General features: G+C 32.8%; 14 protein-coding genes. 11 read left to right on the top strand and 3 right to left on the bottom strand.

The window, feature by feature from the left end; all coding sequences use genetic code 11:
• Positions 1 to 48: 48 nt before the first annotated feature.
• The 4 genes from IEV10_RS10955 to IEV10_RS10940 all read left to right on the top strand — a co-directional run bounded on the left by IEV10_RS10955 (position 49) and on the right by IEV10_RS10940 (position 3,842).
• Positions 49 to 591 (top strand): DinB family protein, encoded by a 543-nt coding sequence (locus IEV10_RS10955; protein ID WP_188374778.1) that lies wholly within the window; start codon positions 49 to 51, stop codon positions 589 to 591.
• Positions 592 to 613: 22 nt separating this feature from the next.
• A complete protein-coding gene (locus tag IEV10_RS10950; RefSeq protein WP_188374777.1) occupies positions 614 to 1,420 on the top strand; it encodes a hypothetical protein in 807 nt (268 codons plus the stop codon).
• Between the two features lie 245 nt (positions 1,421 to 1,665).
• The gene (locus IEV10_RS10945) at positions 1,666 to 2,304 is read left to right on the top strand and encodes a GntR family transcriptional regulator (protein ID WP_188374776.1); all 639 of its coding nucleotides are present in this window, start codon (positions 1,666 to 1,668) and stop codon (positions 2,302 to 2,304) included.
• 56 nt (positions 2,305 to 2,360) lie between these two features.
• On the top strand, positions 2,361 to 3,842 hold the full coding sequence (locus IEV10_RS10940) for a serine hydrolase (RefSeq protein WP_188374775.1): 1,482 nt from the start codon (positions 2,361 to 2,363) through the stop codon (positions 3,840 to 3,842).
• A 312-nt stretch (positions 3,843 to 4,154) separates the two neighbouring features.
• On the opposite strand, the gene IEV10_RS10935 is transcribed toward IEV10_RS10940, so the two are convergent.
• Positions 4,155 to 4,865 (bottom strand): LytR/AlgR family response regulator transcription factor, encoded by a 711-nt coding sequence (locus IEV10_RS10935; RefSeq protein ID WP_188374774.1) that lies wholly within the window; start codon positions 4,863 to 4,865, stop codon positions 4,155 to 4,157.
• Positions 4,858 to 5,769, bottom strand: a complete 912-nt coding sequence (locus IEV10_RS10930; protein ID WP_229719690.1) for a sensor histidine kinase — start codon at positions 5,767 to 5,769, stop codon at positions 4,858 to 4,860. The genes IEV10_RS10935 and IEV10_RS10930 overlap by 8 nt, the downstream gene beginning before the upstream one ends.
• Positions 5,770 to 6,103: 334 nt before the next feature.
• Here IEV10_RS10930 and IEV10_RS10925 point away from each other — a divergent pair, with 334 nt between their 5' ends.
• The 4 genes from IEV10_RS10925 to IEV10_RS10910 all read left to right on the top strand — a co-directional run bounded on the left by IEV10_RS10925 (position 6,104) and on the right by IEV10_RS10910 (position 9,124).
• Entirely contained in the window at positions 6,104 to 6,490 is a 387-nt protein-coding gene (locus IEV10_RS10925) for a MotA/TolQ/ExbB proton channel family protein (RefSeq protein WP_188374773.1), read from the top strand.
• Positions 6,491 to 6,503: 13 nt separating this feature from the next.
• On the top strand, positions 6,504 to 7,136 hold the full coding sequence (locus IEV10_RS10920; protein ID WP_188374772.1) for a hypothetical protein: 633 nt from the start codon (positions 6,504 to 6,506) through the stop codon (positions 7,134 to 7,136).
• A gap of 177 nt (positions 7,137 to 7,313) precedes the next feature.
• A complete protein-coding gene (locus IEV10_RS10915) occupies positions 7,314 to 8,633 on the top strand; it encodes a serine hydrolase domain-containing protein (protein ID WP_188374771.1) in 1,320 nt (439 codons plus the stop codon).
• Between the two features lie 83 nt (positions 8,634 to 8,716).
• On the top strand, positions 8,717 to 9,124 hold the full coding sequence (locus IEV10_RS10910) for a DUF2721 domain-containing protein (RefSeq protein ID WP_188374770.1): 408 nt from the start codon (positions 8,717 to 8,719) through the stop codon (positions 9,122 to 9,124).
• Positions 9,125 to 9,131: 7 nt separating this feature from the next.
• Here the strand turns inward: IEV10_RS10910 and IEV10_RS10905 are convergent, their stop codons facing one another.
• Positions 9,132 to 10,487, bottom strand: coding sequence for a DEAD/DEAH box helicase (locus tag IEV10_RS10905; RefSeq protein ID WP_188374769.1), 1,356 nt, complete (start codon positions 10,485 to 10,487; stop codon positions 9,132 to 9,134).
• Positions 10,488 to 10,595: 108 nt separating this feature from the next.
• On the opposite strand from IEV10_RS10905, the gene IEV10_RS10900 reads away from it, so the two are divergent.
• From IEV10_RS10900 to ade, 3 genes are read left to right on the top strand one after another with little or no spacing between them, the layout of a single operon-like run.
• A complete protein-coding gene (locus IEV10_RS10900; protein ID WP_188374768.1) occupies positions 10,596 to 11,897 on the top strand; it encodes an anthranilate synthase component I family protein in 1,302 nt (433 codons plus the stop codon).
• 16 nt (positions 11,898 to 11,913) lie between these two features.
• Positions 11,914 to 13,227 (top strand): tRNA lysidine(34) synthetase TilS, encoded by a 1,314-nt coding sequence (tilS, locus tag IEV10_RS10895; protein ID WP_188374767.1) that lies wholly within the window; start codon positions 11,914 to 11,916, stop codon positions 13,225 to 13,227.
• The gene (gene ade, locus IEV10_RS10890) at positions 13,224 to 14,852 is read left to right on the top strand and encodes an adenine deaminase (RefSeq protein ID WP_188374766.1); all 1,629 of its coding nucleotides are present in this window, start codon (positions 13,224 to 13,226) and stop codon (positions 14,850 to 14,852) included. The genes tilS and ade overlap by 4 nt, the downstream gene beginning before the upstream one ends.
• Positions 14,853 to 14,924 lie beyond the last annotated feature (72 nt).

Below are 14,924 nucleotides of genomic sequence, written 5' to 3'. Positions count from 1 at the left end.
ATACTAGAAAAAGCGGGTCGAAAGATTCGCTTTTTTTATTTTTATAGAATGAAAAAGACATTGATAATAATTACCATTGCTTTCACTGGCCTTTTTAGCCTTCCAATAGAAGCCCAAGACGCTATTTACATCAAAGAATATTTGGAGCGACTAGAAAACTCAAGAAAGTATGTGCTTAAAGTAGCAGAATTACTTCCTGAAGAAAAGTATAATTCTAAAGTAACACAAGAGTCAATGAGTTTTGCAGAAAATTTGCTGCATATAGGATATGCGATGGACTGGCATAGTCAATCCTTATTGGGAGGAAGAGAAGCTAGAGTTTGGCAAACAGACAAAGTTTTTAAAACAAAAAATAAGTCCAAAGAAGATATGATAAAACTTATCGATGAAACCTTTGATGAGACCATAAAGCTAATTACCAATTTAGATACAAGGCAGTTATCTGAACGATTAGATTATTTTGGACTAAATAGAACAAAACGACAAATATTGATGTTGCTAGCCGATCATATCACGCATCATAGAGGTCAAATGCTAGTGACATTAAAATTAAACGCAATAACCCCACCACGATATGTTTTGTACCAATAAGTCATATATACTGATAGTATGTTTGTCTTTAGTTTTTGTGACGTGTTCACCCAAACTAAAAAGTAACGTTGTTACCAAGCTAGAACCATTAGCAAAGACTGCATTAATTGTTGTTTTAGAGCTCGCCGATAACCAAGATATTGATGGACAACTTATAGGAGAAGTTAGCGCTAAGGATAATGGCTTTTCGGTAAATTGTGGCTATTACCAAAATGTTGAAAATTTAAAAAATATCGCACGCGCATCGGGAGCTAATCTGGTGAAGATAACGCAGCTAAAAGAACCTAGTAAATGGAGTAGTTGTTTTAGGTTATGGGGAAAAATTTACAAGGTAGACAACCTAAAACAATACGAAACAAAAATAGAATGGAGTGAGAGTAGAAGACTCACCTGGGATGATTTTAAAGGCGAGCCAGATACTGAAGCTTTTCCAAATACATTAGCCATTACAAACTCAGGTTTTGGTATTGAGTCTAGCTTTAATCCTTTTAAGGCGTCAGAAATTATTGTACATAACACATTTAATACTTTTAAAAGTTGGGGATTGCCAAAACATAGGAATGATTATGTGTTGCGTCATGAGCAAATTCATTTCGATATCACAGAAATCTTTACTAGAAAATTACGGAAAACTCTAGCAGATAATAGTATTACCAGTAAAGATATTGATAGAGCAAGAGCACTTTTTGATGCTACTTTTTTGGAGTACCAACTATTCCAAGAACGTTATGATGCAGATACTCAAAAAGGCGAAAAGAAGGATACTCAAGAAAAGTGGGAAGCGATTGTTGAAATAGAGTTGGCTAAATATGATGCCTATAAATCTTAGTTTTTGGTACTGATTATAAATCACTCGATTTAGTTTTCTTAAGCCTAACTTTATTTATTTAATCTAAACTTGTTTTTTTGTCAAACGATAAACACAATTGTGATTGATTCTAACCTTAATGTTGTAAAGCTTTTTTAAGAATATTAATATTTCTACTTGTCATAAATAAATCAAAACTTTGTTCAGTTATAATATTTTTAATTAAAATATAACAAAATCATATACGATATATTATATTTGTAATTATGCTAAAGAAAATAATTTTAAAAGATGAGGTCAAAAAAATCCTTTTAGAGTATATCCTGATTGGTAGTATAAAACCAGGTGAACGCATTTCACTTCCTACAATAGCTAGAGAATTAGAATTAAGTGTGACACCAATTCGTGAAGCCTTAACTCAGCTATCTGAAACGGGAATTATTACTTACATCGCTAACAGAGGTTTTTTTGTTATGGAACTGTCTATAAAAGAAGCAAAAGAGATTTATGACTTGATGGCTATTCTAGAGGGCAATGCTGTAAAAAAATCACTTTACAATAACCAACAAATAAATGAACTGAGAAACATCAATTCAGCCTTTGTAAAGGCTGAAAGTGCCATAGAAATGTTGGATTATGATAGGCAATTTCATCAAAAGCTTATTGAAACTTATACGAATGAATCGGCTATTAAAATAATTGAAAACTTAAGAGTAAGAATTAGTATGTATGATTATACCTTTTGGAATGAAGATCAAAAAATGATATCTATAGCGATGCATGAAAAGATTATTAGCCTTTTGGTTTCTAATGACATTAAATCTGCAGTAACTCTTGTTGAAGCCAATTGGGTACAAGGTGTTCAGTATATTATTAATAATCTTGAAAAAAATCAATTAAAATAACTATTCTCATACTTTTACCAACCAGTCTATTTGTAATAACTATTAAGCTCAAAAAAATGAAAAAATTATTCTATTTCTCCACGCTCTTATTTTTATTGGTTAGCTGTAAACAAGAAGAAAAACAAACACTTTCGCCAGAAGTATTTGCAATACAAGAACTAGTGCTCAAACAAAAAGAGCTTTTTGAAGTGCCAGGTATTGCGGTTGGGATGATTAAAAATGATACTATTGTTTATGCGAATGCTCATGGTGTACAAAGCATTAATACCAAAGAAGCACTCACTACAAAATCTATATTTCATATGGCATCTGTCTCAAAGCCTTTTGTAGCGACTGCCGTGGTTCAGCTTGTAGAAGAAGGAAAGATAGATTTGGATGAAAAATTGACACATTATTTGCCCTATTATACAATGGCAGATGAGCGTTATAAAGACATTACGATTCGGCATATGTTAAGTCATACATCTGGAATTCCAAATATAAACGATTATGAATGGGATAAACCACAATACGATGATGGTGCTGCAGAGCGCTATGCCAGAAGCCAAAATGGATTTGAACTCGATTTTATACCTGGTACAGAATATAGTTATAGCAATCCAGCATTTGATATTCTTTGTGATGTGATTTCTAAAGTTTCGGGAATGACATTTGAAGCCTATATGAAGCAGAATATTTTTGAGCCTATAGGAATGGTTAATAGTACATTTTTTAAACCAGAAGTATCAAAAGAATTAGCTACTAGCCCTCATGTTTTGGATGATAGTTTACAAATTGAGGTAAGTAAAATTTATCCTTATAATAGAAGACATGCAGGAAGCTCTACATTACATAGCAATGTTGATGATATGCTGCTTTGGGCAAGAGTTAACCTTAACAAAGGCATCATTAATGGTAAACGTATTTATTCTGAAGATTCTTATAAATTATTAACGACAATACAAACCCCAGAGGGTCAGCGTAAAGTAGGTTTAAGTTGGTTTTTAGGAACCATAAATGATAATTCTTTTGTGTATCATTCAGGAAATGATACAGGTTACCATACGTTTTTTGGCTTTATGCCTGATAGTAAAGTTGCTATTACATTGATGGTAAATACGAACAACTTTCAAACATCAAAAAGTATTGCTACAATCATAAGAAATAGTGTTTTTAATGATTCAATTACGGTTAGTGCGCCGATACATTATAAACTCAAAAACTACATAATTGCAGAAGATATTGAAAAAGTAAAAGAGGTTTATTTTACTGAAAAAAGAAAGGCAGTTAAAGACTATGATTTTAATGACAGTTATTTAGATGATTTAGGCTATTGGTTAATTGATAGAAATCAACCAAAAGCAGCGTTAGATGTATTTCTTTTTTTGGTTGAGGTTGATCCAGACTATGCGGGATGGGTTTCTAGCGTTGGTGATGCATATAAGGAACTAGATAGCATAGACCAAGCTATTCAGTGGCACAAAAAAGCACTTAGAATGAATCCAAAATATGAGTATCCTAAAGAAGAAATCGAGAAGCTTTTAAAGAAAAACCTTTGAAATAATACTCAGTATTATCTAATATTAAAAGCTTCCAAACTCACTTTTACTTGAATCGCTTATTTGTTCATAACTGTTTATAAGTCAATTGTTTTAATTATTGATGTTTAATCTTTAAAAACTTACATTGCATTGGATGGTAACCGAATTAGAGAGAAAATGTAAAAAGTACGCTATACAACTTTGTATAAAAACAATAGCGGTACAAGTAAAAACTTGTACCATTTTTTCCTTTATTAGGCTTTATTGTAATTCAAAAAGTAGTAGCAAATCTGCTACTGCTCTTATGCGCTACCGATAAGCGTAACTCTTCTAAAACTTCTCCAATCGTTTTAAAACTTCAGACTTATAGCTACGACTTATGGTTAGTGATTGGTTGGCTATGGAGACAAATTCATTGGTAAAAGCACTAATTTCTTTTACAGCAATGATATAAGAACGATGTATCCGTAAAAATTGAGATTTGGGGAGTTTAGCTTCTATATTGCTAATAGTTTCACGGGTAACAATAGACTTGTCTTTACAATGTATCTTAATATAATCACTATAACTTTCTACATAGATGATACGCTCAAAATCTATTTTCTGCATTTGTCTATCCGAACGGACAAAAATAAAATCTTGGGTTTCTAGAGTAACTGATTTTTCATGGATCCTTAGGTCTGAGATTTCAAAATAACGGTTAACAGCTTTTAGTAAGCGCTCAAATGAAATAGGTTTCATGACATAATCTACAGCTTGTAAATCAAAACCTTCAACGGCATAATCACGATAAGCTGTTGTGAAAATCACTTTAACGTTTTTGTTTATTGATTTTGCAAAAGCAATCCCAGAAATCTCAGGCATATTTATGTCCAGAAATACTAAATCTATATTGTTTTGGCTAATAGCATTAAAGGCTTCAACCGCATTACTACATTGCGCAATTATAGAAACTCGTTCTATTTTTGACAGGTGTAAAGCAATGATATCTCTTGCCACTGCTTCATCATCTACTATGATACAATTAATTGGTTTAGCCATGAGGTAATTGTAGTTTTAGTTGCACATTATATCGCGTTTTGGTTTCAGAAATTACCAAATCGTATTTTCCTTTATAAAGTAATTCTAAGCGTTTCTTTATGTTCACCAAACCAATACCTTTCTGTTTAGAGTTTCCTTCTTCATGACTATTAGATATTCTGAAATCGATAGTATTTTCTGAGCATTCAAAATTAATAGCAATGTCTAAAACACCATCAATAATCTTCCCGTGTTTAAAGCTGTTTTCTACAAATGGTAAAAATAACATTGGAGCAATGCTTATGTTTTTGGTACAGCTTTCAGCATTAAAAACAACGTTAAGTGTATCATTAAAACGCATTTGCTCTAAACTAATGTAATCTTTAATATGATTGATTTCTTCAGATAGTTGCACTGATGGCTTATCAACTTGGTAAAGCAAATAATCTAGTAGATTACTCAGTTTCAGAATCATCTCAGGTGTGGTTTGGGACTTCTTCAGTGCAAAACCATACAATGTATTCAACGTATTAAATAAAAAATGTGGATGAATCTGCATTTTGAGATAGCTCAACTCTTGCTCTTTTAATTTTAGCTGTGCTTCAAGGATTTTAGCTTCGAGTGTAGCATTGGCTTTAGATTGTTTTAAGTTCAGTTTCAAGAGTTTAAAAGCACTAACAACAATTACTATTAAATAGATGCATATTATAATAAAAACACTGCTTCTGTTGATGGTATTCATTTCACCAAACTCAAAATCTGATAGATAAGCTATCCCGAAAAATATAGAAAGCGCAATGGCAAAAACCGAAATAATTAATGTATACAACGTATATAATGCAAATCTGAAATAGCGTTTTGTAATGAGATAATCTGGAATAAGTTTGTATATCGAAACATACGTTAAGCCAATAGTTACAGGCATAAGAAACAATGAAAAATAAAACACATTGCTATTAATTGTGTTGTCTACCCCAATGATATAGGTTAAAAAAAGAGCTATGCCACACCAAAAGATAAGGTGAAGTACAACCCGAACTAGATATGCTGTATATTTAAAATGCAAGATGCTTAATTATATTCTGCAATAATAGAGCATTTTTAAATGCTGTTGATATTTTGTAGACGAATGACAGGTTTTGCACTGGTTTTGACATTCATGTTAAATCCCTAATTAAATTCGTTTTCTGTCGCATTAAACTTTTTTCCATGATTCAATACGCTATGTTTGTTTCAAATTAAACTAAAACACACAAATTATGCTTTCAAAATTCTTATTAGTCGGTCGTTTACAAGAAGGTGGACCAGGTATGTACATTATTCTTATTGCATTTTTATTATCATTGGCATTTGTGATTATGGCTTTTGTAAAACGAAGTAAACAACAAGAAACTGCAAAAAAAATGATTGACCTAGCCGCGGAATCTAGTATAGTGGCGCTTGTTATAGGTTGCTTAGCTTCTGTAATGGGTATTATTCAATTGTTCGATATGGTAGAAGCTGTGGGTAACGTCAGTCCAGAATTATTTTCGGGAGGACTTAAAGTATCGCTTCTAACTATCACTTTTGGTTTGTTTTCTTTTACTATTGCACGTATTGGAATTTTAGCTTATAAGTGGAGCTCAAGTTCAATAGATAATAAATAATAGATGCATTAAGATGAAAACTAAAACAACAAAACTAACTTCAATACTTGTGATACTTCTCGTTTTTTCATCATGTGGAGAAAAGTCATCATCAAACTCATCAGAAAGCGAATTAATAAATAGAGTCAACGCTGTGCAAGAACAGGTTATGGTACAAGGAAATATTACTAAAGAAGAAGAACAGGCAATATTGAGTTTATGCAGTATTTTATCAAAAAATGACGGTTTAGAAAATTATAGTCCTGATAATAGAATGGTACTAAAAGATGTAGAAAAAGCACCCGTCTATGAAGGTTGTGAGGGACTTTCTGTAGAAGAAACGAAGGAATGTTTTAATAATAAAGTATCAACATTTATAAAGCGAGAATTTAACTTAAGTATATTAGAAGATTTAGACCTTTCAGAGCCAAAGCAGGTCGATGCGTTTTTTATAATTGACCAAACTGGGAATAGAACAGGTATGAAAGTTAGAGATTCTGAAGTGAACGTTCAAGCAGAAATTTTGAGAGTACTCAGAAAAATACCAGTTATGAAACCTGCTATACATAATGGGCAAAACGTTTCGGTTTTATGTTCAATTATAGTTAAATATGGAAATGAAATTGATGTTGATGTTATTTACATCCCTGAGATACCGGATACTTAAAAATAAATTTTCAATTACATAAACCTTCAAAAAATCAAATACTAATATTAACTAAAAGCTACTATTAGCTTTGCAACTTTAGAAATTCTTGTTGAATTTTTAGTGGCATAGACAGCATTGTTTATGTACCTATCATACAAGATTCTTAAACTCATATTCACTTTAAAATATATACTTATGAAACGATTACTCATTGTTATCGTATTACTCGTTAACATTCTAAATCTAAATGCCCAAAACTTAAACCAACTTGACGAATTTTTGACTGTTCTTGAGACCAACAACAAACTCATGGGAACAATGACTATTACTAAAAACGGTAATGAAGTTTATAGTAAAGCTATTGGTTATGCGAATCTTGAAAAGAAAATTAAAAACACAGCGAGCACAAAATTTAGAATTGGTTCTATTACAAAAGCTTTTACGGCGGTAATGATTTTCCAATTAATTGATGAAGGCAAAATTAGTTTGGAAACACCATTATCAGACTTTTTTAAAAATATTCCTAACGCTTCAAGTATTACAATTACTAATCTTTTAAATCATAGCTCAGGGCTATTTAATATTACAAATGATCCAAAGTTTGGTGAATGGATGCTAAAGCCATCTACGAAAAATCAAATGTTGAAACGCATAAAAGCACATAAGGTAGATTTTAATCCAGGTGAGCAAACAGCTTACAGTAACACTAATTATTTATTGTTGGGATACATTATAGAAGCTTTAGACATGGATTTATATCCACAAATTTTAAAAAAAAGAATTACAGGTAAGATTGGATTAAGTGATACTTATTACGGAGGAAAAATTAGTGCTAAAGGCAATGAAAGCTATTCGTATTCTATAGCTTATAAATATTGGGCAAAACAATTAGAAACTGATATGTCTAATCCAGGTGGTGCAGGCGCAATTGTATCAACTTCTGCTGATTTAACGAAATTTATGAATGCTTTATTTTCTGGGCAATTAATATCAGACTCAAGCTTACAAAACATGAAAAAGACAAATAATAATGATACTTGTCATGGTTTATTTTATGCTAATGTTAATGGGTTAGATGTATATGCAAGTGAGGGAGGAATTGACGGTTTTCAGTCAGTTTTAGTACATATTCCTACAATGCAAACGACAATTGCTTTGGTGGCCAATGGATTAGATTATAAAAAAATTCAAATTATGATGTCTGCATTTTCAATTCTTGGAGGCCAACCAATTACCATACCAGTTTTTACAGAGGTTCAACTGTCGGAAGAGGAAATAAAACAGTACGAAGGTGAATATGCATGTGAAGAAGTACCTTATAAATTAATATTCAAAGCAAATGGAACTATTCTAATGGGTGCTCCAGAACAGAGCGAATTAAAAGAATTGACACCAACTAAGAAAGACCAATTTACATTTGGTCCTTTAGGAATTGTACTAGATTTTTATCCTGGAATTAATGCTGTGAAATTTACAAAAGGAGATGAAAAGCCTTTGATGTTTAAAAGGTTGTAGTGTACATAGATGGTTATTTTGTTTTGTAAAGCGAACTTTTCAGTTCGCTTTTTTTATCTTTAGAGGTAATTAAAAAATAGCTTTTGGAAGAATTAACATTAACCACACCTGCACTTTTATTTTCTGCAATTTCTTTAATCATGTTAGCCTATACCAATCGGTTTTTGGCATATGCCGCTGTTATTAGAAACCTACGAGATAAATATTTGCAACGCAAAGAAGCTTCTTTGATACGACAAATTAATAATTTAAAATTGAGGTTAAATTTAACACGTCAAATGCAAATTTTTGGCATTACTAGCTTATTGTTTTGCGTATTAACAATGTTTTTAATTTATATAGATTATCATGTAATAGCTGTTTGGGTATTTGGGTTGGCTTTACTATTACTTATAATGTCTTTGGCTTTTTTAATATGGGAAATTCAAATTTCATCCAAGGCACTTAAACATCACCTTAGTGATATTGAAGACGATTTAAAACAACGTTAAATTAATATTATCTCCGTTTTTTCTTTCTTCGATTAGCATTTTTATCACCACGTGTTTTAGGCTTTTTATATTTTTTGGCCATTTCGCGTCGGTAAGAACCGCCAAGATTCACTTTTTGATTTTTTTCTTTCTTTTCATGAAATGCAGGGCCAGGAATATTATCTCCTGAGCGTTTTGTAGGGTTGTAACGCTCTTTTATAACATCACGTTCTTCTTCAATTAACTCTTTCGAAATTTCGACATATTCTGGAATTTCAAGAACGCCTATCTGCATTTGCATCAGTTTTTCAATTCGTTCTCGAGAGTCTTGTTCTTTTTCTGTAGATAGTAAAATGGATTGCCCTTTACGTTCTGCACGTCCAGTTCTACCAATGCGGTGCATGTAATTTTCAGGGTAATCAGGCGTGTCAAAATTTATCACATGAGAAACATCATCAATATCCAAACCACGAGCCATAACATCTGTAGTTACCAAAAGACGATGTTCGCCTTCACGAAATTGCTCTATACTACGTAGTCTATAATTCTGCGTTTTATTAGAGTGAATGACACAAGTTTGACTAGGAAATAATTCTTCTAACTTATCAAACAAGCGGTCAGCCATACGTTTGTAAGCCACAAAAATTAATACTCGAGAGTAGGTGTCCTTATCAGCGAGTAAATCTTCCAATAAATTTACTTTGGTGTAAAAATTTGGAACATTGTATCGCAATTGTGTAATATTCTCTAAAGGTGTACCAGAAACAGCAATTGATATCTTAGTTGGGTTGATAAAGAAATCTGTAATTAATTCATCTACATCAGTTGTCATAGTAGCAGAGAACATAATATTTTGTCTGCGCTCAGGTAGAATATCAAAAATATTCATCAGTTGATGTCTAAAACCTAAATCTAGCATTACATCAACTTCATCTATAACTAATTTCTGTATCGATTTTAATTGCAAAACCCGGCTAACAGCCAAATCGTATAAACGCCCTGGAGTAGCTACCAAAATATCTAGACCTTGAGCAACGGCTTGTTTTTGGGTGTTGATATTGGTGCCTCCATAAACGCCTAGCACGCGATTGTTAATGTACTTTGAAAGTTTTTCAATCTCATTTACGACTTGTACAACGAGCTCACGAGTAGGTACTAAAACTAAAACTCTTGGATTTTCTTGACGCGAATATTTCAAGTTCTTAAGAATAGGTAGCATGTAAGCATATGTCTTACCAGTACCTGTTTGCGCAATACCTACAACATCTTTTCCAGAAGCCACAACATTAAACGACTCTGCCTGAATAGGTGTTGGTGTTTCAAAACCCAAATCGTCTAAGGCATTATATAGCGGTGTATTTAAATTTAAATCTTTAAAAGTCACAATCTTAATTTATGGCACAAAGATAGGGTTTCAAAATTAGTAGACTAAGGATAGTTAAGGTTTCATTTGGTGCTTAAATTTTGGTATTTTGCGGTAATTATTTTTCTATTGAGAACACGCAAAACCCACCAACCAGAATCTATTGAAAACTTTAAGCAGCAGTTGTTGTTTTGGACGCAACAGTTTGATGATGTGGTTTGGTTGAACTCTAATAATCATAACGAAAAATACAGTACTTACGATGCAGTTTTGGCTGTAGATGCCTTTACCTCAATAAAGACTGATTATACTAATGCTTTTAAGAAACTAAATGACTATCAGTCTATGACAAAAGATTGGTTGTTTGGGTATTTAACTTATGATTTAAAGAATGATATTGAAGCATTAACGTCTAATAATTTTGATGGATTACAATTCCCAGATTTGTATTTCTTTCAGCCTAAGAAGCTCTTTTTAATTAAGGGTGATAAAGTTGAAGTACAATATCTGCGAATGGTTGATGATGAGATAGAAGCGGATTTACAAGACATCAAAGCTTTTATTTGTTCAAACTCAGATGAGAACTCTAATAATGAAAGTCAAATTAAAATAAAGCTTAGAATACATAAAGACGAATACTTTAGTAAAGTAGAGCGTATGCTGGCTCATATTCATCGCGGCGACATTTACGAAGCTAATTTTTGTCAGGAGTTTTATGCTGAAGACACGCAGATTCAACCCATAGAAACTTTTAATAAACTTAATGAAATCTCTAAGCCGCCTTTTGCAACATTCTTAAAAATGGATGATAAATATTTACTCTCAGCGTCACCAGAACGTTATTTAAAGAAGCAAGGTTCAACAGTAATTTCGCAACCTATAAAAGGCACAGCCAAACGCTCAGAAAACAAAAAAGAGGATAAGCAATTGGCAGAAGGTTTAGCAAAAGATGATAAGGAGCGTAGCGAAAATATTATGATTGTTGATTTAGTGCGTAACGATTTGTCCTATACCGCAAAAAAGGGAAGTGTCAAAGTAGATGAGTTGTGTAAAGTATATTCATTTTTACAAGTACATCAAATGATTTCTACTGTTGTCTCAGAAGTTAAAGAAAATGTTACACCAGCCGAATTGTTGAGAACCACTTTTCCAATGGGAAGCATGACAGGTGCTCCAAAAATTTCCGCTATGCAAATTATAGAGGATTTAGAAGAAACGAAACGCGGTTTGTATTCTGGGTCAGTTGGTCATTTTACACCTGATGGAGATTTTGATTTTAATGTTATCATCAGAAGTATTCTCTACAATCAAACTCAAAAATATGTATCGTATTCTGTGGGTAGTGCCATTACTGCAAAGAGTAACCCATTAAAAGAGTACGAAGAATGTCTTATTAAGGCAAAAGCCATGCGTGAGGTATTAGAGAATTAATCGATAACTTTGGCAGGTGTTAAAATCTTTTGAGCAACATATTAATCATGAGCTTTCATTCTTAAAAGAAAGCAAGCTAATCATAGCAATTTCTGGTGGAATTGATAGTGTGGTATTGGCATATTTATGTAAGAATTTAGGCTTGGGTTTTGCTATGGCGCATTGTAATTTTTCACTCCGTGGAAAGGAAAGTTATGCTGATGAAGATTTTGTATTACAATTAGCAGAAAAATTAGAGGTTGAAGCATTTGTACAGCGATTTGATACCGAAGCGTATGCAAAAAGCAACAAGCGTTCCATCCAAATGGCAGCTCGAGAGTTGCGTTACGGTTGGTTTAAGGATTTAAGAGCGCAATTAGACTTTGATTATGTTTTAACTGCACATCATGCCGATGATAACCTAGAAACATTCCTTATCAATTTTACTCGTGGAACTGGCCTTAATGGCTTGACAGGAATCCCAATGATTAACGATAATATAGTACGTCCATTATTACCATTTTCTCGTGAAACCATCGAAGCTTATGCAAGAGAGCATGATATTGAATGGCGCCAAGATAGTAGCAATACCTCTCGGAAATATTTAAGAAATAAATTGCGTCACGAAGTAGTGCCTATTCTTAAGGAAGTTAATCCACAGTTGTTAGATAGTTTTCAGAATACCTTAGAAAATCTAAACGATACAGCAGATATTATTGAAGAAAGTCTTAATGCAGTTGCAAAACGTGCCATTGTAGAGATTGATGAAAGTGGCGTGAGTTATAAGATTTCAGAATTTAAAAAGGTAAATAATTCCAAAGCCTATCTCTTTGAAATATTTAAAGACTATGGCTTCACAGGATGGAATGATGTGGTTAACTTATTAGATGCTGAATCAGGTAAGTATGTGCAATCTAATACGCATAAACTCACTAAGCACCGAGATTTACTCATTTTGACCAATACTTGCGATTCTGAACTTGTTTCAGAATCTCTTCTGATTAACGATTTTAAACCGATAGATACTTCATTAGGGATATTAACTTTTGAAGTCGTTTCTGAAGCTTCAAACAATTCGGAGAATAGTATTTATATCGATAAGGATAAACTAGAGTTTTCTTTAGAATTAAGGCTATGGAAAACAGGTGATGTGTTTTGTCCAAGCGGTATGAGTGGCAGTAAAAAAGTCAGTAAGTACCTCAAGGACGAAAAATTAACACCTTCTCAAAAACAAGGCACATGGGTTTTAACTTCTAATCATAAAATTGTTTGGGTCGTTGGTAAACGTACAGATGAGCGATTTAAAGTAGATGAAGGCACAGTACAAATTTTAAAAATAGAACTCAATTGACATTAAGAGGACAGATTGTAGATATACCTAAACGTAGAATCTTTAAAGGAGAAATCGTTATTAAAAATGGTAAGATTAGTTCTATAATAGAAAAGGACTGTAAAGAGGACCATTATATTCTTCCAGGTTTTGTAGATGCACATATACATATAGAGAGTTCTATGTTGGTGCCATCTGAGTTTGCAAAAATAGCAGTAAAACATGGTACAGTTGCAACAGTATCTGATCCTCATGAAATAGCCAATGTGCTTGGTGTTAAAGGTGTGGAGTTCATGATAGAGAATGGCAAGAAAACACCTTTTAAGTTCAATTTTGGCGCACCAAGTTGTGTGCCAGCAACACCTTTTGAATCAGCAGGAGCAGTTATAGATTCTGAAGACATAAAAACGTTACTGTCTCATCCAGATATTAAATATTTGGCGGAGATGATGAATTATCCTGGCGTTATTTATGATGATGCAGAAGTTCATAAAAAAATAGAATGGGCAAAATATTTTAATAAGCCGGTTGATGGTCATGCGCCTGGTTTGCGTTGTGAGGACTTAGACAAATACATTTTGGCTGGAATCTCCACAGATCACGAATGTTTTTCTTATGATGAAGCTTTAGAAAAGCTTCAAAAAGGTATGAAAGTGATTATTCGTGAAGGAAGCGCAGCGAAGAATTTTGATGCTTTGATTGATTTATTACCTGAATATTTCAAGACTATGATGTTCTGTAGTGATGATAAACATCCTGACGACTTATTACTTGGTCATATCAATCAACTCGCTGAGCGAGCTGTTGCAAAAGGTATAGATGTATTTAAGGTATTGCAAGCAACTTGTATAAATCCAGTCGAACACTATAATTTAGATGTCGGCCTGCTTCAAGTTGGTGATGCAGCAGATTGCATTGTTATTGAGGATTTAAAGGCTTTTAAAACGCTTCAAACTTATATCAATGGTAAGTTGGTATTTGATAACGGACAGTCAAAAGTAAAGCATGTAGATTTCGAAATTCTAAATAACTTTAATACAAATAAGAAAACTATTTCAGATTTCGAATTTCAATCTAATGCAGCGAAAATTAGAGTTATTGAATGTTTAGATGGAGAGTTAGTTACTAATGAAGTTATCAGTGAAACTAAAATAGAAAATGGAAATCTTGTCTCTAATACAGAAACTGATATTTTAAAGATGACCGTGGTTAATCGTTATCAAAATGAAAAACCATCTATAGCATTTATCAAAAACTTTGGGTTAAAAGAAGGTGCTATTGCTTCTTCTGTAGGTCACGATTCTCATAACATCATTGCTGTTGGTGTTTCTGACGAAGCTATCTGTAAAGCGGTAAATTTATTGATAGAGCATAAAGGTGGTATTTGCGCTGTTTCAGATAATTCTGAAAGCGTAGTGCCACTTCCTGTAGCGGGAATTATGAGTGACCAAAATGCCAAAACTATTGGGAAGCAATACTCTGAACTGGATAAAATGGCTAAAGATTTAGGAAGTAAACTACACGCGCCTTATATGAGTTTATCTTTCATGGCATTGCTTGTTATTCCGTCATTAAAATTGGGAGACAAAGGCTTGTTTGATGGGAATTCCTTTCAGTTCACATCTTTAGAAGCTAATAAGCTTTAGATTTAAAGGTCTATAAAAGTTCAATGACCTTAACATTTCATTCAAACTTTTATAGTTCTAAAAAATTATCTT

The organism is Winogradskyella haliclonae (assembly GCF_014635865.1).
Taxonomy (GTDB): Bacteria; Bacteroidota; Bacteroidia; order Flavobacteriales; family Flavobacteriaceae; genus Winogradskyella; species Winogradskyella haliclonae.
The sequence above is the reverse complement of the archived record's forward strand: the minus strand, read 5'-3'. Positions and strand labels throughout refer to the sequence as shown.